Source organism: Serratia sp. CY40230, from assembly GCF_052168835.1.
GTDB classification, from domain to species: Bacteria; Pseudomonadota; Gammaproteobacteria; order Enterobacterales; family Enterobacteriaceae; genus Serratia; species Serratia nematodiphila.
Window position 1 is genome coordinate 344,309 of sequence record NZ_JBJNLX010000005.1, and the last position, 23,388, is coordinate 367,696.

A 23,388-nucleotide genomic window follows, 5' to 3' on the forward strand; every position below is an offset into this window, starting at 1 on the left:
GGAATTTTTTGGCGGCCGCCGGCAAGTTTCTGGCGCGATGGCCACTAGTTGTATATACATATACATACGCCGACATCAACAGTAAACTGGTGTTATTATTTTTTTATTTGACGAGGTTAACGTCGTGGCTGAACAACAGACCGTGTTACAACTGGCGGCTGCAATGAGCGATGCCCCCGCCCCGATCTACCAACGGGTCAAACAGGCGATCGTGAATCAAATCCGTGCGGGGCATTGGCAACCGCACCAGCGCGTGCCCTCCGAAAGTGAACTGGTGGCGGAACTGGGCGTCAGCCGCATGACCATCAACCGCGCGCTGCGCGAGCTGACCAGCGAAGGTTTTTTGATCCGCATGCAGGGCGTCGGCACCTTCGTCGCCGAAGCCAAGGCGCATACCGCACTGCTGGAAGTGCACAACATCGCCGATGAGATCGCCGCGCGCGGCCATCGCCACAGCAGTAAAATCCTCGAGCTGAAGGCCCGCCCGGCCAGCGAGGAAGAAGCGACGGCGCTGGGCATTCAGCCCGGCCAACGGCTGTTCTACTCCCAGATCGTGCATTACGAAAACGACGTGCCGGTGCAGGTGGAAGACCGCTGCGTCAACCCGCTGGTGGCGCCGGATTACCTGAAGCAGGATTTCGACCGCGTCACCCCTTACACCTACCTGACGCAGGCCGCGCCGCTGACCGCCGGCGAACACATCGTCGAAGCGGTGATCCCCACCCGGCGGGAGCGCGAGCTGCTGCAGCTGGAGGACCACGAACCCGGCCTGCTGATCCATCGCCGCACCTGGTCCGGCAAAACCGTGGTGACCTCGGCGCGGTTGCTGTACCCCGGCAGCCGCTATCAGCTGTTCGGCCGCTTCACCAGCGAAGTCTGAACCCCGGCGGGCGCGCCCTGCGCCCGCATCTCCGCTGTCGATCACATCCTGATAACAAAATCTCGCCCGCCTCTTGTGACATCCCGGTGAATGCGTTAGGTTGTTTTTAATTGTATATACAACCATGTGGGAGCTGCGGCTCCGGCGGAGGAAAGCAATGACGTCTGAGATCCACTGTGACAGCCTGTGGCACGGCGCCGATATCGTCACCATGCGCGACGGTAAATATCACACCCTGACCGACGGCGCGATCGCCGTACGCGACGGCAAGATTGTCTGGATTGGCGAACATGCGGCGCTGCCGCCCGATCTTATCGCGGACGAAACGGTGAAATTCGACGGCGGCATCATCACCCCCGGCTTTGTTGACTGCCACACGCACCTGGTGTTCGGCGGCAACCGCAGCGGCGAGTTCGAACAGCGGCTGAACGGCGTGAGCTATGCCGACATCGCCGCGCAGGGCGGCGGCATCATCTCCACCGTGAAAGCCACCCGCGAGGCCGACGAAGCGTTGCTGCTGGAGCAGGCGCTGTTCCGCCTGCGGCCGCTGCTGGCGGAAGGCGTCACCTGCGTGGAGATCAAATCCGGCTATGGCCTCAGCCCGGAGAGCGAACTGAAAATGCTGCGGGTGGCGCGCAAGTTGGGCGAGCTGCTGCCGGTCGAGGTGAAAACCACCTGTCTGGCGGCCCATGCGCTGCCGCCGGAATACGCCAACCGCGCCGACGACTACATCAATCTGGTCTGCGACACCATCATCCCGCAGGCGGCCGCCGCCGGTCTGGCGGATGCGGTCGACGCCTTCTGCGAGCATCTGGCGTTCTCACCGGCGCAGGTGGAGCGCGTCTTCGCCGCCGCCGAAGCCGCCGGTCTGCCGGTCAAACTGCACGCCGAACAGCTCTCCGCCCTCGGCGGCAGCACGCTGGCGGCGCGCCATCACGCGCTCTCCGCCGACCATCTCGAATACGCTACCGAGCAAGACGCCCGCGCCATGGGCGACGCCGGCACCGTGGCGGTGCTGCTGCCGGGCGCTTACTACCTGCTGCGTGAAACCCAATGCCCGCCGGTAGAGCTGTTCCGCAAACACCACGTGGCGATGGCGATCGCCAGCGACGCCAACCCCGGCACGTCGCCGGCACTGTCGCTGCGCCTGATGATCAACATGGCCTGCACGCTGTTCCGCCTGACGCCGGAAGAAGCGCTCGCGGGCGTCACCACCCACGCCGCCAAAGCATTGGGGCTGCAGCACAGCCACGGCACGCTGGAAACCGGCAAGGTGGCGGACTTCGTTCACTGGCCGCTGTCGCGGCCGGCGGAACTGGCTTATTGGTTGGGCGGCCAGCTGCCCTGTACGGTGATTTTCCGAGGAGAAGTACGTCAATGACCATTCGCGATCCTTTTAGCTTCCAGACCGGCAGCCTGCCGCTGCTGATCAGCATCCCGCACGCCGGCACACAACTGACGCCGGCGGTCGAGGCCGGGCTGACCGACGACGCTCGCCCGCTGCCCGATACCGACTGGCACATTCCGCAGCTGTACGACTTCGCCCGGGCGATGGGCGCCAGCGTACTGGTCGGCAACTATTCGCGCTTCGTCATCGATCTGAACCGCCCGGCGGACGACAAGCCGCTGTACACCACTGCCACCACCGGTCTGTATCCCGACGTGCTGTTCGACGGCCGCCCAAGCTTCCTGCCGGGCAAAACGCCGACGGACACAGAACGCGCCGGCTATCTGCAGCAGATTTGGCAACCTTATCATCAGCAGTTGCAGAACGAGCTGGCGCGCCTCAAAGCAAGGCACGGCTATGCGTTGCTGTTCGACGCGCACTCCATCGCCTCGGTGATCCCGCGGCTGTTCGACGGCCAGCTGCCGGATCTCAATCTCGGCACCAACGGCGGTGAAAGCTGCGCCCAGGCGCTGAGCGATCGGCTGGTCGCCTGCTGCGAGCAGCAACAGCAGTACACCCACGTGCTGAATGGCCGCTTCAAGGGCGGTTATATCACCCGCGCCTATGGTCAACCGCAGCAGCAACAGCATGCGATCCAGCTCGAACTGGCGCAGGTCAACTACATGTCCGAACAGTATCCTTTTGCGTTCGAGCCCCAGCGCGCCGCCTCGCTGCAGCGTCTGCTCAAGCAGATGATTGAAAGCCTGTTGGACGGTGCCGCCAGACTGAATTGATCCCCCTTTACAGGCGCCGCCGGGCGCCTGTTTTTCTCCTGCCTCTAACCGCAACGCCAGCAGCAATCTGCGCGCTATATCAAAGTTTCGTGTGATTCCCCGCTAACTGGTCTAAACAGCGCACAAAACGGCGGCCGACGAAAAACGCACTGCGCCACAATCAGCCCAAAAGCCCGCGCTCAGCGCCGGGCGGCGTGTGGCCGAGCTGGCCCGTTTCGAATACTCTCTGGAGGCCCTATGTCTGTAACACCGTTAAACTGGCGCGCTGCCGGCGCCTTGGCCGAACAACTGCTGGCCGGCTGGCAACGGCATGGCGAACCCGGCGGCGCCATCACCCTGTTTGACGCCCAACAACGCCGCGCCACCGCCTGCGCCGGCCTGGCCGATCTGGCGCAGAACACCCCCTTCACCGCCGACAGCGTGGTGCGTTATGCCTCAGTGACCAAGCATATCTTCGCCGCGCTGGCGCTGAACGCCACCGAGCGCGCCATTCGGCTGGAGCAACGCCTGGGTGAACTGCTCCCCGCCCTGCAGCCCGCGTTGGCGGACGTTACCGTCGGCCAGGCGCTGGACATGACCGGCGGCCTGCCCGACGTGCGCGAGACGCTCGGCCTGCTGGGCATCTCGCTGCACGCCGTCAGCGAGGCGCAGCCGGTGATGCAGTTCGTCGAGGGGCTGGAGAAATTGAACTACGAAGCCGGCAGCGAGATCGCCTACAGCAATACCGGCTATCGGCTGCTGGAGGCCGCGCTGCGCAGCAAAGGGTATGATTTCGACCAACTGGTGCAACAGCACATCGCCCGGCCGCTGCAGGTGCAGATGCGAGCGCCGGAAAGCTGGTTCGACGTGGTGCCGGGGTTGGTGCCGGGTTACTGGCGTGCGCCGCAGGGCTGGCAACACGCCAGCGCCGGCCTGCACCTTTCCGCCTCCGGCAGCCTGACCGGCAGCCTCAACGCCCTCACCCGCTGGCTGCAGACGCTGCTGGCCGACGAGGGCCCCGGCCAAGGCGTGCTGGCGCAACTCGGCGCACCGCGCCGCCTTAATCAGGGCCAGCTCAGCGCCTATGGCCTGGGTCTGGCGCAAACCCCGCTGGGCCGCCGCCGCTTACTCGGCCACGGCGGTTCCCACGCCGGTTACAAAACCTATTTCCTGCTGGCGCCCGACCGTCAGGCCGGCGTCGCGCTGGTGGCCAACCGCGAAGACTGCGACAGCTTCGGCATGGTCTTACAGGTGATGGCGACGCTGCTGGGCGAACCGTTGCCGCAGCGCAGCGCCGCGATCCCCGACGGCCTCTACGCCACCCTGGCGGAGCCGCACTGGCTGGAGGTCAAAGACGGCAATCTGGCCTATCTAGGCAGCGGTGAGCCGCTGTATCAGGGCGAGGATGGGTACGCGGTGTCGCTGTCCGCCCATATGCCGATCAAATTGAAATGGACCGGTGAAGCGATCGAGGGCGAAGTCGGGCATGTGGCGCGCCGTTTCCTGCCGGTCACGGCCAACGGCGACTGCCTGAAGCATGTGCAGGGGCTGTGGTATCACCCGCACTATCGCACCGCCTTTGAAATTCGCGGCAATCGGGTGCATATCGGCGTCGGCCCGGCGGCGCAGACCGGCACGCTCAGCCCGCTCGGCCAGGGCCGCATGCTGGTGGAGTGCCAGGACGGCCCGTGGTTAAAACGCTTTTGCCTCTATTTCCGCGGTTACAACGTGGATCTCATCGCCAACCGCAGCCGGATGCTGACCTTCCGCCGCAGCACCGTCGGCCGCGACTGACGCTCAGCGTGCGCTGCCGGTTTTGACCGCCAGCAGCGCATCCGCCAGCCGCCGTTTGTCGGCGTCGCTGAGATTCACCTGATCCACCGACGCCATAAACGCCGCCCGATCCGCCTCGTCGAGCGGGCCGGCACGCAGCCGTTCCGCCAACCGTTGCAATATCTGGCTGCTCAGTTGCGCGATCTGCGGGCGCACCTGCGCCAACGGGCGCGGCTGCCAATCGCTTTCCGGGTTCGCCAACCAGTCGGCGCGATAGCGGTACTGAATCGCCTTGGCGGCGTCCATCTGCGCGGCGATAAAAGGCCGTACCGACGCCGGCTCCAGCCCCAAACGCCGCGCCTCCGCCTGCGCGCTGGCCAACACCTTTGCCTCCTGCGCCAGATCTTCGATCGGCAAATGCTGCTGCGCCTTGTAACCGGCCACGTCTTTCATCAACGACAGCCGTTGGTTCACCAGCTCGCCGATGGCGGCGGCGCCGCCCGCCAACACGGGAAAACTGGTCAAACAGCAGGCTATCAATAACGCCCTGAACATGGCGCCTCCCTTATGATGCAGTGAAAACGTAAGGCCCAAAGTTCACCACGTCCGCCCCGCGCTGGCAAATAAAAAGGCCCCGCCGCAGCGAGGCCCGATAACGCTCGACAAACGTTAGTCGAAAACGCCATTGATCACGGAGGCCACAATCGCGGTGCTGAGTGCGACCAGCACCAGATCGTCGCCGGCGATACGCCACTCATAACCCGGGTACTGCGGCAACTCACGCAGCATCGAGTAAGGCACCACTTTTTTGGCGATGCCCGGCGGCAGCGGTTTACCGCGCGCCAGATTTTTGGCGATGCCCGGTGGCAGCGAGCTGTAGCCGGTCAGGCCATAGTTGTGCGCCAGCGAACGGGCGCGGTCGCGCGAGAGGCTGACTGATACCAGATTATCGTCGTTCCTATAGCCGCCTTTATCTTTATTGCCTTTGTTGCCGTGATTGCCGTTGTTACCGTTGTTGCCATGGTTACCGTGATTGCCGCTGTTGCCATGGCCGTTCCCGTTGCCGTTACCATTGCCGCCTTTGTCGGCCAAGGCCGGGGCGGATGACAACCCCAGCGATGCAATCAGCGCCAACACCGTGAGAGTCGTACGACGTTTGTTCATGTTGTGTATTCCTGCGTGGGTGACTCTGTTGACTATAGCTGGCCTTTTCCAGACAAAGTATAAGGAAAACTCCGAGATGACAGTGCGGTTTTACGGCATTCGCGCCACTCTCTTGTTTTAACGCAAAATGCCTCGAAAATGCCGATGCTTGTCTCAGATTTTTCTTGAAGAAAAATAAGCCTTACGCTAGCGTGGGAAGGTAACAAAAAAGAGTTAGCGTGCTCTTTTTCGTCGCACCTCAAATCTTATTCTTATCATCCATAATGATAATAGCGAACATTTCCCGCCTCTCCGTGCGGGATTCTTTTTCCCGCCGCTGTCGCCCCAATCTGGTGCTTTATGTTGAGATTTCGTTGCCGATAATTTACATTCGCTGTCTGAGAAACCTCAACCTCCCGCGGTGGCCAGGCTGGCAACGGGTGGGCGTTCAGGAGCAAAAGACGTGCAAATGACCCTCATGGAATACATCACTCGGCACTTTAACGGCGATCTTCATCAGTACGCGCAGTCGGAAGGCGTCAGCCGTGAACAAATCATTAGTTGGATAAATAATGAATGTCACGTGATCAAAGGCAGACTGTTTATGCCGGTGAAGCATCTCCCGGTTGAACAAGCCCAGTGATGACGAAAAAAAACCCCGCCAGGCGGGGTTTTCTGTTTCTGATAGCACGGAAAATCAGAAGTTATAGCCGACCACGAGGTAATAACCCCAACCGGTAGACTTGATCGGGCCCTGCGGGGTGCCGATATCCGCGCCATCCTGCCACTGGCCGCCGTTATGGAAATAACGCGCCACGAAAGAATAGTGCCAGTGATCGTAGTTCAGCGCCAAAATGTGGCTGGAGGCGATAGAGTTGCTGGTGCGCACCTGTTTGCCGGTGCCGTCAACCCAATGGCTGTCCTTGCCCAGATCGGAGCCGAAGTCGAAGTTGGTGAAGCCGATGTAGCTCAGGTTGCCGCCCCACACCTGGGTCAGCGGCACGAAGTATTTCACCTTGAAGCGATAACCGTCCCAGCTGTTCTCGTTGGCGGCCTGGTAGTTTTCCCACTGGTATTTGGCATAGATGTTCATCGACAGGCTCATCGGCAGACCGGTGTCGATATCGGTGCCCAGACCCATGTACCAGGTGTTTTGACGGCCGTCGGCGTTGTGGCCCAGATCATAGATGTAGTTGTTGGCGAAGTACCACTCTTTGAACGGACCGAAGCTCAGATCGGTGCCGGTCAGTTTGTCGATGGAGAAACGTGGTTCAATCTCCATAAACAGTGGGGAGCCTTTGTCCCAGATGCCGCGATCCGGGGTATTGCCTACGCCGAAGAATTTCGGCACGTCAACGTAGCCGTAGAAATCGAACCAGTCTTTCTTGGCGAAGGCTTCGTATTCGAGATACACGTCGTTGTTCAATTGCGGCCCGAAGCGGGTGTGGTAGCTGCCCACCACGTTAACGCTCTGGTGCCACCAGTCGGAGACATATTGACTGTCTTTGCTATCAGCCATTGATGATGCACTGTAAGACGCTGCGAGCAGTACACCTGCTGCGAGAGCTATTTTTTTCATTTTATTACCACATGCTTAAAGGGCCATTTCCTGCCCGTTTAGAAAAGATGACAATGAGTCTGCCGACACCTGGCGTTGTCTTCACACAGAAACTCGGATGACGCGCGCATTATAGAAACCACTGACTGTAAGAATCTGTGATCCAGTTACGCATTTCGCGAATAGGTAATCGATTGCGTTCACATTTGTCAAATTATGTTTCATGCAAATTCACATTCGCTGTGATTTTTGTCATGCACCGCGTTTTTTAGCGCAGTTTTTGAGCCAAATGACATCAGGGCGTCATCACGCCCTGGAAAAGAAAAAGCCGACGCGCCAGCGCCGGCCTTCATCAGCATCAGGAGAAAGTACGGAACGTGAAATCAGTTCACCGCCGGCACCGCTTTGGCGATGTTTTCCTGGCGGAACGCCACCTCTTCACCGTTTTTCACCTCCCAACTGGCGACCGGAATATCGGTCTTGGGCGCCGCCGCGACGACCGAGCCGTAAATCAGCTTGTCGTCGCGACGCAAAATATAAACGTCGAGCTGATATTCATGTCGCAAATTCGCCGTGGTCAGGCGAACGGTATCGCCGCGCTCATAGTGATGCACGTCGATTTCAGGCTGTTGAATAAATTGAATGTCGCTTCTCATCGTCGTCGTTCCTTCAGGCAACATGGCTAGTTAAATTCTAGTTCAACATTGCGACGACAGCGGATAATTTCCGTTAATTTCCGCGAGTTGCCCGCCAACAGATCAGCGAACCGAGAGTGACCATCGCCACGCCCTGCCAGAAATTGACGGTCAGCGAGGTGTGCAACACCAACGCGGCGAACACCGCCGACAGCACCGGGGTAAAATAGGAGACGGTGGCCAGCAGCGTCATGTTGCCGTGCAAGATGCCGACGTTCCAGGCGGCATACCCCGCCCCCATAGCCACCCCGGCGCACAGCAGCGTTACGGTCACGCCGAGGCTGAACTGCATGCCGCTTTCCGCGCTGAAGGCATACTTCAGCCACAGCGCCAGCGCGGTCAGCACGATGAACAGCACCACGCCGTTGCTGCCCTGGGCGATCTTCTTGGTCAGGTTGCAATACAGCGCCCAGATCACCGCGCCGCTGAAGGCCAGCGCGTAGCTGAGCGGGTTGCTGCGCACGTTGGCCAGCATCTGCGCCGGCGACCAGCCGCCCTCGCCACTCATGATCCAACCGATGCCGAACAGCGACAGCAGCAGCCCCGGCAGCAGCCACCATTTCGCTCTTTGGCCGTTAAGCGCCAACGCCATCAGCACGGTGAAACAGGGCCACAGGTAGTTGATCATGCCCACTTCTATCGCCTGCAGGCGGGTATTGGCGTAGCCGAGCGACAGCGACAGGCAGATCTCGTAACTGACGAACAGCAGGCTACCGACGATGAGATAAGGCCGCGGAAAGCTGCGCCATTTCGGCACGCCGAGCGCCACCAGCAAAAACACCGCGCTGACGCTGTAGATCATCGCCGCGCCGCCGATCGGCCCCAGCCCTTCGCTGACGCTGCGGATCAGGCCGACGACGCTGCTCCACAGCACGATAGCCAACAAACCGAGCAGCGTGGCGCGGGTACGCAAGGGCAAAGCGGGCATAAGGCAGGTCCAATAGGTTATTTTTTATCAGGTTTTTCACTCTACTGCCGCACGCGCCAAAAAGAAAGGCGGGAAACTCCCGCCTGTGAATTTATTGCTGCGGTTGCCGCTCCAACTGCGGCGGCGGCTGACGAAAACGTCGGGTCAGCCAGGCCAAGTAACCGAAGCCCAGCGTCGCCCAGATAAGCCCCATGGTCAGCGAGCTCTTCTCCAGGTTCAGCCACAGCACCCCCACCGTCAACGCCCCCACCAGCGGCAGGAACAGGAAGTTGAAGCGATCCTTCCAGCTTTTGTTGCGCCCTTCGCGAATAAAGAAGTGGCTGATCACCGACAGGTTAACGAAGGTAAAGGCCACCAGCGCGCCAAAGTTGATCAGCGCCGTAGCGGTCACCAGATCGAACGACAGCGCCGACAACGCCACCAGCCCGACCATCAGTACGTTCAGCGCCGGCGTGCGCCATTTGGGGTGGATATAGCCGAAGAATTTCTCCGGGAACACGTTGTCACGCCCCATCACATACAGCAGGCGCGACACGCTGGCGTGCGACGCCAGGCCGGAAGCCAACGTGTTGATAAAGGTCACGCACAGGAAGATCGACTGGAACAGCTTGCCGCCGACGTACAGCGCGATCTCCGGCAGCGCGGCGTCGGGTTGGTGAAAGCGTTGAATGGTCGGGAAAAACAGCTGGATAAAGAACGAAACGCTAATAAAGATCACCCCGCCGTACAGCGCAGTCAGGAAGATGGCGCGCGGGATAACCTTGGCGGCGTCGGGCGTCTCCTCGCACAGCGTGGTGACCGCGTCAAAACCGAGGAACGAGAAGCACAGGATAGTCGCGCCGGTAATGATCGGCAGCAGGTGGGCATTCTCGCTGAGGAACGGCCGCAGGCTCCACACCGTGCCCATCCCCTCGCCGTTGTGCAGGCCGCGCACCACCAGGTAGATAAATACCAGAATGATCGCCACCTGTGCCAGCACGAACAGGGTATTGAAGTTGGCCACCAGATTGACGCTTTTCAGGTTGATGGCGGTGATCAGGATAACGAAGCCCACCACCCACACCCAGGGCGGCACTTCCGGGAACAGCGCGGTCAGGTAAATCTTCGCCAGCAGCGTGTTGATCATCGGCAGGAACAGATAATCCAGCAGCGACGACCACCCCACCAGAAAACCGACGTGCGGGTTGATCGCCTTCTGCGCATAGGTGTAGGCAGAGCCGGCGGTAGGAAACTGGCGCACCAGTTTGCCGTAGCTGATGGCGGTGAACAACACGCCGGCCAGCGCCAGCAAATAGGAGGTCGGCACATGGCCGTCGGTGAGGCCGGAGACAATGCCGAAGGTGTCGAACACTGTCATCGGGGTCAGATAGGCCAGGCCCATCATCACCACCTGCCACAGCTTGAGGGATTTGCGCAGCTGCGGTTTGCCCGCCGGGCCGCTGTCGATGGCTTTAGTCGTCATGGCAGTTCCCCTTTTGGTCCTCTGCTGTCAACCGTGCAACGTCATTCAGAGAGGCCGCGGGGAAACTGCTGTTCAGGCGGCGGGAAAAACGGTTTGGGGTCACTGTCGGACGGCCGGCGACCGGCCCGTAGGCACTGCGGCACAGGCAGACGCCTGCGCATGGGGATGACTGAGTCATGGTTATTTCCTCGTCGGCGTCCTGTACGCCGTGATAGAAGAAATTCTGTACCGCAGCGCGCAGCCTCACCGGCCACAGGAGAGCCGATGAAATGCGCCGGACGCGCGCGGTAGTCGTTAGGTGAGCGGGATCAGGCGTTTTTCAGCATCCACTCGATTTCGGTTTCGGTGATCAGGCGCTCGAACTGCACCAGCTCGTCGGTTTTGCAGGCCAGGTAGACATGGCTGAAGCGTTCGCCCAGCAATGCATTGAGCACCGGCTGATGCTCAAACTCGTACAGCGCGTCGCTCTGGCGGATTGGGAACGGCAGCCCGTCCTGCTCCAGCCCGTTGCCGGTCACCGGCTCAGGCAGCGGCAATGCGGTTTCCAGGCCGTAGACGATGCCGGCCAGAATGGTCGCCATCACCAGATAAGGGTTGGCGTCGGCGCCCGCCACGCGATACTCCACGCGGTGGTTGTCGCGATCGCCGCAGGGAATGCGCAGCGCCACGGTGCGGTTGTTATGCCCCCAGGAAGCCTGGGTCGGCACATACATGCCGGGCTGGAAACGGCGATAGGCGTTGACGTTCGGCGCCAGCAGCGCCATCGAGGACGGCATCAGGGCGATCATGCCCGCCAGCGCCTGTTTCAGCAGCGCCGAATCTTCGCCGTCGTCATCGGCGAACACGTTGTCGCCTTGCGCATTCAGCATGCTGATGTGCACGTGCATGCCGCTGCCGGCGTGCTCCTCATACGGCTTGGCCATAAAGGTGGCCTGCATGTTGTGGTTCTCGGCTACCATGCGCACCAACCGTTTCAGCGCCAGCGCATGGTCGCAGGCCTGCAGCACATCATCGGTATGGTGCAGGTTGACTTCGAACTGCCCCGGCGACGCTTCCGCCACCGCGCCGTCCGCCGGAATGCCCTGCAAACGGGCCAGCTCGTCGATTTCGCTCAGCACATCGGCGAAATGGTTCAGGTTATCGACGGAGTACACCTGGCTTTGGGTGTTGCGCTCCTGGGTGCCCGGCGCGCACGGCGGCTGCAGATAGCCTTCCGCATCGCGTTGACGATCGATGAGATAGAACTCCAACTCTACCGCTACCACGGGGGAGAGCCCGCGCTGACGCAAACGCTGCCACACTCGGTTCAGCACATTGCGCGGTTCAACGTCAAAGGGAGTGCCATCTTCATCCAGCATGGTGAGCAGCACCTGCGCGATATATTGCGGATCCGCCGCCGACGGCGTCAGCGTGCCCGGTACCGGAACGCACACGTGATCCGGCTCGCCCAGCTCCTGCCCCAGCCCGGCTTCTTCCACCACGTTGCCGAGAATATCCATCGCAAATACCGACGCCGGGAAGTAACAGCCTTTTTCCAGCTTATTCAGACCGCCGACCGGGATGCGTTTACCGCGGAAGCTGCCGTTCAGATCGGTCAACAGGACGTCGACATGTTGGGTTAACGGATAACGTTCCAGGTACTTCTTCACTTCGCGCTGGAACGCGCTACTTCGTCTCTCTTCACTGTGCTGAACAAAGTTTTCCACTTCTACGATGTTGGTCTGCATGGTTCACCCGCCGTTTGTGTTTTGCTGTCGTCGATGTTTATTGACCGTCTTGTTCAATATAATGCCCACAAATGAAACGTAGATGAAACAAATTTGTTTTGCAAGTGTTACTTTTGGTTTGAATATTGCCCAATCGACTGCTAGATTTATAGAATATTGAACGAAATCGGCGGTGGAGAAGCTTATCGTTCATAATTTCGAACGTACCAAGGGGATAACATGGACAATATATTTAACAGACCAGTCATCGGCGTCGTCATGTGCAGGTATAGGTTAAACGGGCACCTCACACAGACCTTGCAAGAAAAGTACCTGAATGCCGTTATCACCGCCGGCGGCTTGCCGATCGCCCTGCCGCACGCGCTGGCGGAGCCGGAAATGCTGGCGGAACTGTTGCCGCGCCTCGACGGCATTTTGCTGCCGGGCAGCCCCAGTAATGTGCAGCCGCACCTTTATGGTGAAAACGGCGATGAGCCTGACGCCGATCCTGGCCGAGACGCGTTGAGCCTGGCGCTGCTCCGCCAGGCGTTCGACAGGCGCATTCCCCTTTTCGCCATTTGCCGCGGCATGCAGGAGATGGTGGTCGCCACCCAAGGCACCCTGCATCGCCGCCTGTACGAACTGCCCGAGCTGCTGGAGCATCGTGAAGATCACGACCTGCCGCTGGAACAGCAATACGCCCCCGCCCATGAAGTCATCGTTCAGGAAGGGGGGCTGCTTTCGCAACTGATACCGGATTGCAACAGATTCTGGGTGAACTCGCTGCACGGCCAGGGCGCCAAAACTCTGGGCGCGAGCGTTCGCGTCGAGGCGCACGCCGCCGACGGGCTAGTGGAGGCGATCAGCGTGCGCGATCAGCCCTTCGCGCTCGGCGTGCAGTGGCACCCGGAGTGGAACAGCGACGAGTACGCCCTGTCGCGCCTGTTGTTTGATGGTTTCATCACCGCCTGTCGGAACTATCAAAAGGAAAAACGCCCATGAGCGACGTCAGCTTGGCACCGGGAAAACGTCTGTCGCAGATCCGTCAACAATTGGGGTTGTCGCAGCGCCGGGTCGCCGAACTGTCTGGGTTAACCCACAGCGCCATCAGTACTATCGAGCAAGATAAGGTCAGCCCGGCCATCAGCACGCTGCAAAAGCTGCTGACGGTATACGGTCTGTCGCTGTCGGCGTTTTTCGCCGAGCCGGAAAAACCGGCGCAGCCGCAGATCGTGATAGGCAGTGACGATCTGATCGAAATCGGCAGCCAGGGCGTTTCGATGAAGCTGATCCACAACGGCGATCCGAACCGCACGCTGGCAATGATGATCGAGACCTACGAACCGGGCACCACCACCGGCGAGCGCATCAAACACCAAGGGGAAGAGATCGGCACGCTGCTGGAGGGCGAAGTGGTGCTGCAGGTCAACGGCCAGAGCTATCACCTGCTGGCCGGGCAGAGCTACGCCATCAATACCGGCATTCCCCACAGCTTCAGCAACACGTCGGCGCGCATTTGCCGGATTATCAGCGCCCATACGCCGACGACATTCTGATCAACGGAGCCAGGCATGAACTTTCACCATTTGCAGTATTGGCAACAACGGGCGCAGACCCTGAAGATTGAGCACCAGCTGTTTATCGACGGCCGCTACCAACCGGCCGCCGCGGGGAAGCGTTTCGCCGTGGAAGATCCCGCCGGCCGCCGTGAGCTGGCGCAGGTCGCGCGCGGTGAAGCCGCCGACATCGATCGGGCGGTCAGCGCGGCGCGCGCCGCCTTTGAACGCGGCGACTGGGCGCAGGCCGCGCCGGCGCAACGCAAAGCCACGCTGCTGCGCTTCGCCGATCTGATGGAGCAGCATCACGAAGAGCTGGCGCTGCTGGAAACGCTGGACACCGGCAAACCGATTCGCCACAGCCTGCGCGACGACGTGCCGGGCGCTATCCGCTGCATCCGCTGGTACGCCGAAGCGATCGATAAGGTGTACGGCGAAATCGCCCCCACCGGCCGCGATGCGCTGGCGCTGATCGAGCGCGAACCGATCGGCGTGGTCGGCGCCATCGTGCCCTGGAACTTCCCGCTGCTGCTGGCCTGCTGGAAACTCGGCCCGGCGCTGGCCGCCGGCAACAGCGTGGTGCTCAAACCCTCCGAAAAATCGCCGCTGAGCGCCATCCTGCTCGGCAAACTGGCGCAACAGGCCGGGTTGCCGGACGGCGTGCTGAACGTGGTGCCCGGCTATGGCCACGACGCCGGCAAGGCGCTGGCGCTGCACCGCGACGTCGATGCCCTCACCTTTACCGGCTCCACCCTGGTGGCGAAACAGCTGATGATTTACGCCGGCGAATCGAACATGAAACGCGTCTGGCTGGAGGCCGGCGGCAAGAGCGCCAACATCGTCTTTGCCGACTGCCCGGATCTGGATCAGGCCGCCCGCAGCGCCGCCGCCGGCATCTTCTATAATCAGGGGCAGGTGTGCATCGCCGGCACTCGCCTGCTGGTCGAAGCGAGCATTGAGCAAGCGTTCCTGCAGGCGCTGCGCAAACATGCGGCGGCCTTCATCCCCGGCGACCCGCTCGATCCCGCCACGGTGATGGGCACGCTGATCGACAGCGGCCACTGCGAGAAAGTGGCCGGCTATATCGAGCGGGGGCTGAGCCAAGGCGCCGCACTGTTCCTCGACGGGCGCGACCATCCACAGGGCGACCACGCCGGCTATCTGGGGCCGACCATCCTCACCCAGGTGGACAATGTCATGAGCGTGGCGCGCGATGAAATCTTCGGCCCGGTGTTGGCGGTGACCGCCTTCGACGACGAGCAACAGGCGCTGCAGCTGGCCAACGACAGCGACTACGGCCTCGGCGCCGCGGTCTGGACCCGCGATCTGGCGCGCGCGCACCGCATGGCGCGCCAGCTGAAAGCCGGCACGGTGTTCGTCAACAACTACAACGACGGTGACATGACCGTGCCGTTCGGCGGCTATAAGCAGAGCGGCAACGGCCGCGACAAATCGCTGCACGCGCTGGACAAATTCACCGAATTGAAAACCACCTGGATCTCGCTGGAATAAGGGCTTCTCTCATGACTGAACACGTAAAAAGCTACTATGCGGCCACGGCCAACGCTCATCAGCCCTATCCGCAATTGAATGAATCTCTCGAGTGCGACGTCTGCGTGATCGGCGGCGGCTATACCGGCCTCTCCTCCGCGCTGTTCCTGGTGGAAGCCGGTTACGACGTGGTGGTGCTGGAAGCGGCGCGCATCGGTTTCGGCGCCAGCGGCCGCAACGGCGGCCAGTTGGTCAACTCTTACAGCCGCGACATCGATGTGATCGAGGAGCGCTACGGCGCGGAAAGCGCCCGCCTGCTCGGCAGCATGATGTTTGAAGGCGCGGAGATCATTCGCAGCCGCATCAGCCGCTACGCCATCGACTGCGACTACCGCCCCGGCGGCATCTTCGCCGCCCTGAACAACAAGCAGTTCCATGCGCTGATCGAGCAAAAGCGCAACTGGGAGCGCTACGGCAATACCCAGCTCGAGCTGCTCGATGCGGACCGGGTGCGCCAGGAGGTCGCCAGCGATCGCTATGTCGGCGCGCTGCTCGATCACAGCGGCGGCCACATCCATCCGCTCAATCTGGCGCTGGGCGAGGCCGAGGCGATTCGCCTGCAGGGCGGGCGCATCTTCGAGCAATCGGCGGTGACGAACATCCGCCACGGCGAACCGGCGCTCATCAGCACCGCCAACGGCCAGGTGAAGGCGCGCTTCGTCATCGTCGCCGGCAACGCCTACCTGGGCGACAAGCTGGAGCCGCGGCTGGCCAAACGCAGCATGCCGTGCGGCACTCAGGTGGTGACCACCGAACCGTTGGCGCCGGAGATCGCGCAGGCGCTGATCCCGCAGAATTACTGCGTGGAAGACTGTAACTACCTGCTGGATTACTACCGCATCACCGCCGATCATCGCCTGCTGTACGGCGGCGGCGTGGTGTACGGCGCGCGCGATCCGGACGACATCGACAACCTGATCCGGCCAAAGCTGCTGAAGACCTTCCCGCAGCTGAAAGGGGTGCGTATCGACTATCGTTGGACCGGCAACTTCCTGCTGACGCTGTCGCGCATGCCGCAGTTCGGCCGGCTGGAGAATAACGTGTACTACATGCAGGGCTACAGCGGCCACGGCGTGACCTGCACCCATCTGGCGGGCAAGCTGATCGCCGAGCTGATGCGCGGCGACGCCGAACGCTTCGACGCCTTCGCCAAACTGCCGCACCTGCCGTTCTTCGGCGGGCGCAATCTGCAGATCCCGTTCACCGCCATCGGCGCGGCCTACTACACGCTGCGCGACCGCATCGGCGTCTAAAACAGCAGGCCCGGTCATCATGGCCGGGCCTGTGCGTTAACGCTTAGACGATCTTCGGTTGGCCGTCCGAGGCGGTCGCCCCGCCATCGACCGGAATGTTGGCGCCATTGATAAAGCTGGCGTCGTCGCTGGCCAGGAACGCCATCACCGCCGCCACTTCTTCCGGCTCCGCCGCACGCCCCAGCGCGATGCGCTCATTGAACTTGTCGCGGATCTCCTGCGGCCAGCCGTTGGTCATGTTGGTTTTGACCAGGCTCGGGCAGACCGAGTTGATGCGCACGCCGTCACCGCCGTGATCGAGCGCCATGGCGCGCGTCAGGTTGACCACCGCGCCTTTCGCCGCGCAGTAATAGGCCGCGCCCCAGTCACCGCCCAGGCCGGACACTGACGCGGTATTGACGATGCAGCCCTTGGTCTTCAGCAGGTGCGGCAAAGCGAATTTGGAGCAGAACACCACGCCGTCAATATCAACCCCGGCGATGCGACGCCAGTCGTCGACGCTGGTTTCCAGCACGCTGCCCGCCACGTGTACGCCGGCGTTGTTCAGCAGGACGTCGATGCGGCCCAGTTTTTCCGCCACCTCGTTCATCATTTTTTCAACCGCGACGTGATCGGAAACGTCGATATGCACCGCCATCGCCCGACCCTTCGGCAGCGAAGCGGCGACCTTGTCCACCGCTTCCTTGGCCCAGTCGGCCAGCACCACGATCGCGCCCTCGGCGGAGAAACGCCGCGCCGCCGCTTCCCCCATGCCATTGCCCGCACCGGTGATAACCACGACTTTATTGTCAAAACGCATGAGACCTCCTCCATGTGAACGTATTTATATAAGTCATACAAATCTCATTACCCCGAGGATAAGACGCCTCTTCGCGGAGAGCCAGTCAAAACGTGCGGTTTATTAACCAAAAGGAGGTATGACAGTGATTTCAATGCGCTGGATTAACCTTTATCGGATTTTGGCCAACATATTGATGGAGAAAATAAAATTCCAGGCAGTCACTATTTTTCGGGCGGATTGTCAGCAAGCGGAATTATTGCAGGTATGCGGTTATCTTCACCCAGAGATAAGCGATGCGAATGGAAAACGGCAGCCGCCCGCAGGCGGCCACGACTATTTTTTCTCGATGGGAACAACCAGCAGATCAACGTTCAGCTCGTTGATCGCCTGGCGCGCCGAAGAGACCAGTCGGCTCCAGACATCATGATGATGGCCGAAGATCACCAGATCGAACCCTTAGATCGAACCCTTTTTCCTTCGCCACCCGGTTCAGCTCTTCCGTCAACGCGCCGCGGCTGACGATCACCTCTTCCACCGGATACGACGACTGCCCTTTGATCGCATTGAGCATATTCTTCACCCGCTCCGAAAAGGTGCGATCGGTGTAGTTGTAATCGCCCACGCCCAGATCGACGTAATAGCCGGCGCGGTGGATGTCGATATAGATCAGGGAAAGTTTGGCATTGAGCGCGGCGGCCAGTCTGGCGCCCTTGCCCAGCAGGAACTCGGCGTCTTCGCTGAGATCCGTGGCGACAACGATATGCCGGTAAGCCATGATGGCGGCCCTCCTCGTCAGATCCGTAAACAGGATGGCGCTCCTTGCCGCATGTTTCTTATGCATCTTAAGTTTAGCCCAGCGCCGGGCCGCTCGCCTGCGTCAAAATCGTTCCATTTATGGAACGATGCATCCCGACTTCAGGCTCTACCGGATTTCTCTCTTCTCCCTACACTGTAGGCAAGTGCTGAGTTTCAGCCTTATCAATCAAAGAAGATACCCACTGACCTCACGACGAGAAAGGGAAAACACCATGAGCACTCCAGCCAATTTCAACGGCCAGCGTCCTGTTATTGATGCCAATGACGCGGTCATGCTCCTAATTGATCACCAGAGCGGCCTGTTCCAGACCGTCGCCGATATGCCGATGACCGAACTGCGCGCCCGCGCCGCCGCCCTGGCCAGCATCGCCACCCTCAGTAAACTGCCGGTGATCACCACCGCCTCGGTGCCGCAGGGCCCCAACGGCCCACTGATCCCGGAAATTCACCAGAATGCACCGCACGCGCAATACGTCGCCCGTAAAGGGGAAATCAACGCCTGGGACAACCCGGACTTCGTGGCGGCGGTCAAGGCCACCGGCCGCAAAACCCTGATCATCGCCGGCACCATCACCAGCGTCTGCATGGCCTTCCCGTCCATCAGTGCGGTGGCCGAAGGCTATAAAGTGTTCGCGGTGATCGACGCCTCCGGCACCTACTCGAAAATGGCGCAGGAAATCACCCTGGCGCGTGTGGTGCAGGCCGGCGTGGTGCCGATCGACACCGCCGGCGTGGCCTCGGAGCTGCAGGGCAGCTGGAACCGCGCCGACGCTCAGCAATGGGCCGAGGTCTACACCAAAATCTTCCCGGCCTATCAGTTGCTGATCGAGAGCTACCTCAAAGCGCAGGACGTGGTGAAAAACAACGAACTGCTAGACTCGCAGCGTTAAGATCGCGGGCATAAAAAACCCCGGCCAAGGCCGGGGCTATTAATCGTGTGCCGGTGACTTTCCCGGCTGTCATGTTATGGCGTAAGCGTCCATCCCACACTCCAACATTACGCAGCCTAAGCGCGACTTTTTCACAACAGAAAAATAGACTGAAACGCGGCGTTATTAATTCTGCGGCAATCTGTTTTTCTGTTGCCAATAATCATTAATTATTGGAACGTCATCGAGGAATCGAACCCCAGTCCGCCAACGAATAATTTCGCTGCCGCTCTTCCTGCTGAGCTAATGACGTATCGAGAAAGACTCCGGGCGAACCCGGAGTTTATTCAGGCTGAGGATTTCATTGCTTAACTGCTCCGGCTTAAACCATCATCGCTGTCGTAAGAAATTGCACCTCGGCCGAAAATTATAACGCGACCACGTTGCCGGCAGAAGGCCCCTTCATGCCATTTTCGATAGTGAACTCAACCTGTTGGCCTTCATCCAGCGTTTTGAAATCGTTGCTCTGGATAGCGGAGAAGTGTACGAACACATCTTTGCCGCCGTCTGCCGGGGTGATAAAGCCAAAGCCTTTACCTGCATCAAACCATTTTACCAAACCAGTCATTTTATTGGACATAGAGATATTTCCTTTATATTTTTGCGACGCCATAGGGCGATAGAGGTCTGTTTTTATTGGAAACTTATGGGGCACTAGAGAAGAGAATTCGCGGAAGAAGAGGTATCTGAGGGATATCGCTAATACTGAGAACTGCTTTACTAAAACTGCTTTCATAAGGTCTGTACTACAAACCGATGACGCTATTTACACACAGCTAAATTATTTAAGCAAGATATATTTTAAATTATATTCATCTGCCTCATAAATTTATTACCGCAAAGCACCGTCTGCATCTGCCGCCAGCTCAGGGTTATCTGCGCGGCGTTCGGGGTGAAAAATAACGAACGATTGGATTCGCCGCGCCGGGGCCGATCATGAACGCGCAAACAGCCGCTGATTCCGCGTTCTGCTCTTCCCTTCACGCGAAACTACTCCCTGCTAAAACACTGAAGAAAACCGCTTAATCGTCATGAAATAGAAATAAAAGCTTAATAAATCAATCTGTTCTCGACACTGGCGCATTATCGTTGTTAGGATAATTATTTTACTTTACAGGAAATGACCTCAAGGATGGCTATGATGGGCAAAAGAACACTGACGCTTGCTGCACTGACGCTCAGTTTGGCAGGCTGCCAGCAGGCACCACCAAGCTATGTGGAAAACGCGAATGCCTTGATTGCCAAACAAATCAGCGCGATTGGCCCGCAAGCGGCGCAGTGCAAATTTGCCCAAGACGGCGATTATTGGATTTCGGCTTGCTCATTGGGTAACGCGCGCGACACGCCGGTGTTCGCCCTGTTCGAACAGGAAGGCGTCATGCAGGCTAACGACAATCTGGCGATCGCCGTCGTGCCGCTCAACGAGCAGGCTCGCCACCTCTCCCAGGATCCGCGCTTCACTATCCCGGTAATGCAACGCCGCATTCCCGTGGACGCAGAGAAAGCCTTCAAGCGCTTATTTGGCCAACCGTCGCGTTAGCCATTCCCTTAGCCGATGATCGCGATCCCCAGCCGCTCCAGCAGCTGCGCGGCCTGGTGACTGTCCATTTTGACGCCCTGCAGATCGGTGGTGCGTAAATCCAACTCGCCCAGTTCCGCGTTGCTTAAATCACACTGGGTGACATCGGCGGCGCGCCAGTCAAAACCGGAGAATTCGCCGCCGGACAGATCGGAGCCGCTGAAGCTGGCGCCGAGCACCTGCGCGCCGTGCCAACGGTTTTCCCACAGCTCGCATTTCTCCAGCACCACCTTGGCGAAGTTGGCATAGCTCAGGTTGCTTTTGGTGATATAGGCGCTGCAAAACCAGGTGCGGCTGGTGATCATGTTCATAAAGCTGGCGCCGCGAAAATCGGCGCCCTGCGCGCGGCATTCGCGGATCTCCACCCCCAGCGCGCTGGCATGGCGGAAGTCGGCCATCGACAAATCGCAGCTTCTGAAGCTGGCGTCTTTCAGGATCGCGCGGCTGAAATTGCCGCCCTGTCGGCTGTCGCGATCGTAAAACTGGCAGCCGATAAACTCGGTACCGGTCAGATCGGCGCCCGAAAAATCGCACAGCATAAAGCTGCCGTTTTCAATTTTTTCGCCGGTAAAGCGGTTACGGTTAATCTTTTCACCCTTCAACATCAGACTCATCGCAGCGCACCTGTTTATTTATACAGTCAGTGCGCATTTAATCCTATTCCGGCCGGGTTGGCAACCGTCGCCGATCGGCCGCCATCTGCTGCGGCCGGTTCGAACGCCACCTTGACGATACTGAACGTCTTGGTACTTTCCGCCTGAGCGACGTCGGCAAACAGCCGGGGGTAACGGGAGTTGACGACCCACACCTCGCCATCGCGCAGCGCGGCGCCGGTCGGCCCATCCAATCCCGGCGGCGCGGCGACCGCAGCGATACGCGCACTGGCCCAGCCGTCGGTCGAGGAGAGCAGCGTCACGTCACCGGACATGCTCCCCTTTTCACCCGGAAAAGACTGTACGATCACCAATTCATGGGCGTTTTTGAGCCGCAACCCGTCCGGGCCTTTTAAGCGTTGCGGCAACCTGATTGCACTTACCGCAGGCGCGTTATCCAGCGTCACCTTCCACAGCAGCCCGCGGGTGTAGTCCGCCGCAATCAGGAAGCCGTCCGGGTGATACACGACGCCATTGAGATAGGGCTGCGTGCCCTGCGCAGCGGTGGGTGCGACGGCCGGCATCAAGCGCGCTGAGCGCACCAGAATCGATACCTGGTGCGTTGCCCGGTCGATCTTGTAAATCTGCGGCTGGAAGCTGTCGGTGACGTAGATATTGCCCTGCGCGTCGAGCGTCAGATCGTTGGCCAGCGTCGGCCCATGGCTTAGCGATGAAAGGTCGTACGTCTGCTGCAGCACGCCGGTATCGAGATTGAACTCCAGCACCTGCGCCACGCGATTGCGCGTGCCGGCGGCAGAGTTGCGGGACACGCCCACGTCTTCGTTGCACACCAGCACCCGGTTGCGCTCGGCGTCCACCAGCATGCCGGAGGTGGTGATAAGCCCCGTGCCGGTGGAAAACCGCCGATAGTGGCCATCCGGGTAGACCAGGCCAAGCTGCCCGCCGCGCAGGGAGGAGATAAGGAACGCACCGGCGCGTGCATTCCAGGCAATGCCCTCAGGGTAGGCGCCGGCGGGGTCCGGTGAAAACTCGATGCGTTGCGTGGCCTGCGCCTGCATAACGCCGCAGAGCAACAGCGCAGCGCCGGCCAACTGGGTGACGCGTCGGCGGCACGGCAATAAGAAAGAAAAGAAGCTGAAGCGGAACATGAGCATGACCCTGATGAGGACTCGGATCGCTAGAGTAGGATCGCGCCGCTCATGGCACCAGCCGGGAAAAAGGCAATGCGCCACTAAAAAAATCGCAGTAATCGGCGCAAAAAAAACCGCCCGATACGGGCGGTTGACGTGACGGCGAACCGTTACTTCAGGGCTTCCTGAATGGCGTCGGCCATCGGACCGATGTGCTTCTCCGCCGCCTTCAGCTGGAAGTCCACGCCGTTGCCATCGTTGGTATCCGACAGCGTAGCCTTGATCAGTTCCAGCGCCGCCTGCACTGCCACCAGCCGTTTGTGCTGTTCGTCCGTGACCGGTTCGGCGCCCATATTGGCCGGATAGTAATGTTCTAACATCGCGCTCTCCTTTTGATGACGTTAAACCTTAACCTACCAGAAAACCGCGCATTTATTAAGGAAACCCCGCCCGGAGCGGCCGAATGGCGATAAATTGCACTATACTGGGCAAACCCGCCCTCCTGCCACAGGATCACCGCCATGTCATTCCAGGGAAGCTGCCACTGCGGCGCCGTCACCTTCACCGTCGACGCCGAACTGCCGACCGAAGCCCTCAGCTGCAACTGCTCGATCTGCCGCCGCAAGGGGCTGTTGCTGTCTTTCTTTCCCATCAGCGCGTTCACGCTCAGCAGCGGCCAAGACCGGCTCAGCACCTACACCTTCAATCAGCACAAGATCCGCCATCAGTTCTGCCGAGTCTGCGGAGCCCAGCCCTTTGCCTACGGCACCGCGCCGGACGGCGCCGCGATGTGCGCCGTTAACCTGCGCTGCGTGCCTGACGTCGCGCTCGATGCGTTACAGATCCACAGCTACGACGGGGCCAGCGTCTGAGC

26 protein-coding genes and 1 pseudogene are annotated in these 23,388 nt (G+C 60.2%); 13 read left to right on the forward strand and 14 right to left on the reverse strand.

Annotation, left to right across the window (positions count from 1 at the left end; translation table 11 throughout):
* Nucleotides 1–124 precede the first annotated feature (124 nt).
* The 4 genes from hutC (at nt 125) to ACJ8IJ_RS19000 (ending at nt 4,834) form a co-directional block, all read left to right on the forward strand.
* A complete protein-coding gene (gene hutC, locus ACJ8IJ_RS18985) occupies nt 125–880 on the forward strand; it encodes a histidine utilization repressor (RefSeq protein ID WP_015377644.1) in 756 nt (251 codons plus the stop codon).
* A gap of 157 nt (nt 881–1,037) precedes the next feature.
* The gene (hutI, locus tag ACJ8IJ_RS18990) at nt 1,038–2,261 is read left to right on the forward strand and encodes an imidazolonepropionase (RefSeq protein ID WP_004941304.1); all 1,224 of its coding nucleotides are present in this window, start codon (nt 1,038–1,040) and stop codon (nt 2,259–2,261) included.
* Complete coding sequence (gene hutG, locus ACJ8IJ_RS18995; RefSeq protein ID WP_275095785.1) at nt 2,258–3,061, forward strand: N-formylglutamate deformylase; 804 nt, start codon at nt 2,258–2,260, stop codon at nt 3,059–3,061. The genes hutI and hutG overlap by 4 nt, the downstream gene beginning before the upstream one ends.
* A gap of 237 nt (nt 3,062–3,298) precedes the next feature.
* The gene (locus ACJ8IJ_RS19000; protein WP_015377642.1) at nt 3,299–4,834 is read left to right on the forward strand and encodes a serine hydrolase domain-containing protein; all 1,536 of its coding nucleotides are present in this window, start codon (nt 3,299–3,301) and stop codon (nt 4,832–4,834) included.
* Nucleotides 4,835–4,837: 3 nt separating this feature from the next.
* Here the strand turns inward: ACJ8IJ_RS19000 and ACJ8IJ_RS19005 are convergent, their stop codons facing one another.
* Both ACJ8IJ_RS19005 and ACJ8IJ_RS19010 read right to left on the reverse strand, forming a co-directional pair.
* Complete coding sequence (locus ACJ8IJ_RS19005; RefSeq protein ID WP_442518453.1) at nt 4,838–5,368, reverse strand: chorismate mutase; 531 nt, start codon at nt 5,366–5,368, stop codon at nt 4,838–4,840.
* 114 nt (nt 5,369–5,482) lie between these two features.
* Complete coding sequence (locus ACJ8IJ_RS19010; protein WP_103085645.1) at nt 5,483–5,977, reverse strand: anti-virulence regulator CigR family protein; 495 nt, start codon at nt 5,975–5,977, stop codon at nt 5,483–5,485.
* 442 nt (nt 5,978–6,419) lie between these two features.
* On the opposite strand from ACJ8IJ_RS19010, the gene ACJ8IJ_RS19015 reads away from it, so the two are divergent.
* Nucleotides 6,420–6,599, forward strand: a complete 180-nt coding sequence (locus ACJ8IJ_RS19015) for a hypothetical protein (protein ID WP_031300509.1) — start codon at nt 6,420–6,422, stop codon at nt 6,597–6,599.
* Nucleotides 6,600–6,653: 54 nt separating this feature from the next.
* Here the strand turns inward: ACJ8IJ_RS19015 and ACJ8IJ_RS19020 are convergent, their stop codons facing one another.
* The 5 genes from ACJ8IJ_RS19020 to ACJ8IJ_RS19040 all read right to left on the reverse strand — a co-directional run bounded on the left by ACJ8IJ_RS19020 (nt 6,654) and on the right by ACJ8IJ_RS19040 (nt 12,326).
* Complete coding sequence (locus ACJ8IJ_RS19020) at nt 6,654–7,535, reverse strand: nucleoside-specific channel-forming protein Tsx (RefSeq protein WP_004941293.1); 882 nt, start codon at nt 7,533–7,535, stop codon at nt 6,654–6,656.
* Nucleotides 7,536–7,897: 362 nt separating this feature from the next.
* A complete protein-coding gene (locus tag ACJ8IJ_RS19025; RefSeq protein ID WP_004941292.1) occupies nt 7,898–8,170 on the reverse strand; it encodes a hypothetical protein in 273 nt (90 codons plus the stop codon).
* Nucleotides 8,171–8,243: 73 nt separating this feature from the next.
* Entirely contained in the window at nt 8,244–9,137 is an 894-nt protein-coding gene (gene yddG / locus ACJ8IJ_RS19030; protein ID WP_048323071.1) for an aromatic amino acid DMT transporter YddG, read from the reverse strand.
* Between the two features lie 91 nt (nt 9,138–9,228).
* Complete coding sequence (locus tag ACJ8IJ_RS19035) at nt 9,229–10,599, reverse strand: APC family permease (RefSeq protein ID WP_015377638.1); 1,371 nt, start codon at nt 10,597–10,599, stop codon at nt 9,229–9,231.
* Between the two features lie 308 nt (nt 10,600–10,907).
* Nucleotides 10,908–12,326 (reverse strand): glutamine synthetase family protein, encoded by a 1,419-nt coding sequence (locus ACJ8IJ_RS19040; RefSeq protein WP_015377637.1) that lies wholly within the window; start codon nt 12,324–12,326, stop codon nt 10,908–10,910.
* Between the two features lie 219 nt (nt 12,327–12,545).
* Between ACJ8IJ_RS19040 and puuD the strand changes: the two genes are divergently transcribed.
* The 4 genes from puuD to ACJ8IJ_RS19060 are packed head-to-tail and all read left to right on the forward strand — an operon-like array spanning nt 12,546 to nt 16,665.
* Entirely contained in the window at nt 12,546–13,307 is a 762-nt protein-coding gene (gene puuD / locus ACJ8IJ_RS19045; RefSeq protein ID WP_044031398.1) for a gamma-glutamyl-gamma-aminobutyrate hydrolase, read from the forward strand.
* Nucleotides 13,304–13,861: an HTH-type transcriptional regulator PuuR gene (puuR, locus tag ACJ8IJ_RS19050; RefSeq protein ID WP_015377636.1), complete on the forward strand. Its 558-nt coding sequence runs from the start codon at nt 13,304–13,306 to the stop codon at nt 13,859–13,861. The genes puuD and puuR overlap by 4 nt, the downstream gene beginning before the upstream one ends.
* 15 nt (nt 13,862–13,876) lie before the next feature.
* Nucleotides 13,877–15,373, forward strand: coding sequence for an aldehyde dehydrogenase PuuC (gene puuC, locus ACJ8IJ_RS19055; RefSeq protein ID WP_442518454.1), 1,497 nt, complete (start codon nt 13,877–13,879; stop codon nt 15,371–15,373).
* Nucleotides 15,374–15,384: 11 nt separating this feature from the next.
* Nucleotides 15,385–16,665: an NAD(P)/FAD-dependent oxidoreductase gene (locus ACJ8IJ_RS19060; RefSeq protein ID WP_004941279.1), complete on the forward strand. Its 1,281-nt coding sequence runs from the start codon at nt 15,385–15,387 to the stop codon at nt 16,663–16,665.
* 43 nt (nt 16,666–16,708) lie between these two features.
* Here ACJ8IJ_RS19060 and ACJ8IJ_RS19065 read toward each other — a convergent pair whose 3' ends face one another.
* The gene (locus ACJ8IJ_RS19065; RefSeq protein ID WP_025302549.1) at nt 16,709–17,464 is read right to left on the reverse strand and encodes an SDR family NAD(P)-dependent oxidoreductase; all 756 of its coding nucleotides are present in this window, start codon (nt 17,462–17,464) and stop codon (nt 16,709–16,711) included.
* Between the two features lie 118 nt (nt 17,465–17,582).
* Between ACJ8IJ_RS19065 and ACJ8IJ_RS19070 the strand changes: the two genes are divergently transcribed.
* Entirely contained in the window at nt 17,583–17,873 is a 291-nt protein-coding gene (locus ACJ8IJ_RS19070; RefSeq protein WP_442518455.1) for a hypothetical protein, read from the forward strand.
* Here ACJ8IJ_RS19070 and ACJ8IJ_RS19075 read toward each other — a convergent pair.
* Nucleotides 17,868–18,221, reverse strand: coding sequence for a universal stress protein (locus tag ACJ8IJ_RS19075; protein ID WP_442518456.1), 354 nt, complete (start codon nt 18,219–18,221; stop codon nt 17,868–17,870). The genes ACJ8IJ_RS19070 and ACJ8IJ_RS19075 overlap by 6 nt on opposite strands.
* 253 nt (nt 18,222–18,474) lie before the next feature.
* On the opposite strand from ACJ8IJ_RS19075, the gene ACJ8IJ_RS19080 reads away from it, so the two are divergent.
* Nucleotides 18,475–19,152 carry an isochorismatase family protein gene (locus ACJ8IJ_RS19080; protein WP_016928046.1) on the forward strand — a complete coding sequence of 226 codons (678 nt, stop codon included), beginning with the start codon at nt 18,475–18,477 and terminating at the stop codon, nt 19,150–19,152.
* A 213-nt stretch (nt 19,153–19,365) separates the two neighbouring features.
* Here ACJ8IJ_RS19080 and ACJ8IJ_RS19085 read toward each other — a convergent pair.
* Both ACJ8IJ_RS19085 and cspE read right to left on the reverse strand, forming a co-directional pair.
* Nucleotides 19,366–19,444: pseudogene (locus ACJ8IJ_RS19085) on the reverse strand.
* 114 nt (nt 19,445–19,558) lie between these two features.
* Nucleotides 19,559–19,771 carry a transcription antiterminator/RNA stability regulator CspE gene (gene cspE, locus ACJ8IJ_RS19090; RefSeq protein WP_004941268.1) on the reverse strand — a complete coding sequence of 71 codons (213 nt, stop codon included), beginning with the start codon at nt 19,769–19,771 and terminating at the stop codon, nt 19,559–19,561.
* A gap of 558 nt (nt 19,772–20,329) precedes the next feature.
* Here cspE and ACJ8IJ_RS19095 point away from each other — a divergent pair.
* A complete protein-coding gene (locus tag ACJ8IJ_RS19095; RefSeq protein ID WP_442518457.1) occupies nt 20,330–20,731 on the forward strand; it encodes a hypothetical protein in 402 nt (133 codons plus the stop codon).
* A gap of 8 nt (nt 20,732–20,739) precedes the next feature.
* Here the strand turns inward: ACJ8IJ_RS19095 and ACJ8IJ_RS19100 are convergent, their stop codons facing one another.
* The 3 genes from ACJ8IJ_RS19100 to ACJ8IJ_RS19110 form a co-directional block, all read right to left on the reverse strand.
* The gene (locus ACJ8IJ_RS19100) at nt 20,740–21,384 is read right to left on the reverse strand and encodes a Qnr family pentapeptide repeat protein (protein WP_442518458.1); all 645 of its coding nucleotides are present in this window, start codon (nt 21,382–21,384) and stop codon (nt 20,740–20,742) included.
* Nucleotides 21,385–21,410: 26 nt separating this feature from the next.
* The gene (locus ACJ8IJ_RS19105; RefSeq protein ID WP_442518459.1) at nt 21,411–22,532 is read right to left on the reverse strand and encodes an SMP-30/gluconolactonase/LRE family protein; all 1,122 of its coding nucleotides are present in this window, start codon (nt 22,530–22,532) and stop codon (nt 21,411–21,413) included.
* 152 nt (nt 22,533–22,684) lie between these two features.
* Nucleotides 22,685–22,894, reverse strand: coding sequence for a hypothetical protein (locus ACJ8IJ_RS19110; RefSeq protein ID WP_004941260.1), 210 nt, complete (start codon nt 22,892–22,894; stop codon nt 22,685–22,687).
* A gap of 141 nt (nt 22,895–23,035) precedes the next feature.
* On the opposite strand from ACJ8IJ_RS19110, the gene ACJ8IJ_RS19115 reads away from it, so the two are divergent.
* Complete coding sequence (locus tag ACJ8IJ_RS19115) at nt 23,036–23,386, forward strand: GFA family protein (protein ID WP_004941257.1); 351 nt, start codon at nt 23,036–23,038, stop codon at nt 23,384–23,386.
* Nucleotides 23,387–23,388 lie beyond the last annotated feature (2 nt).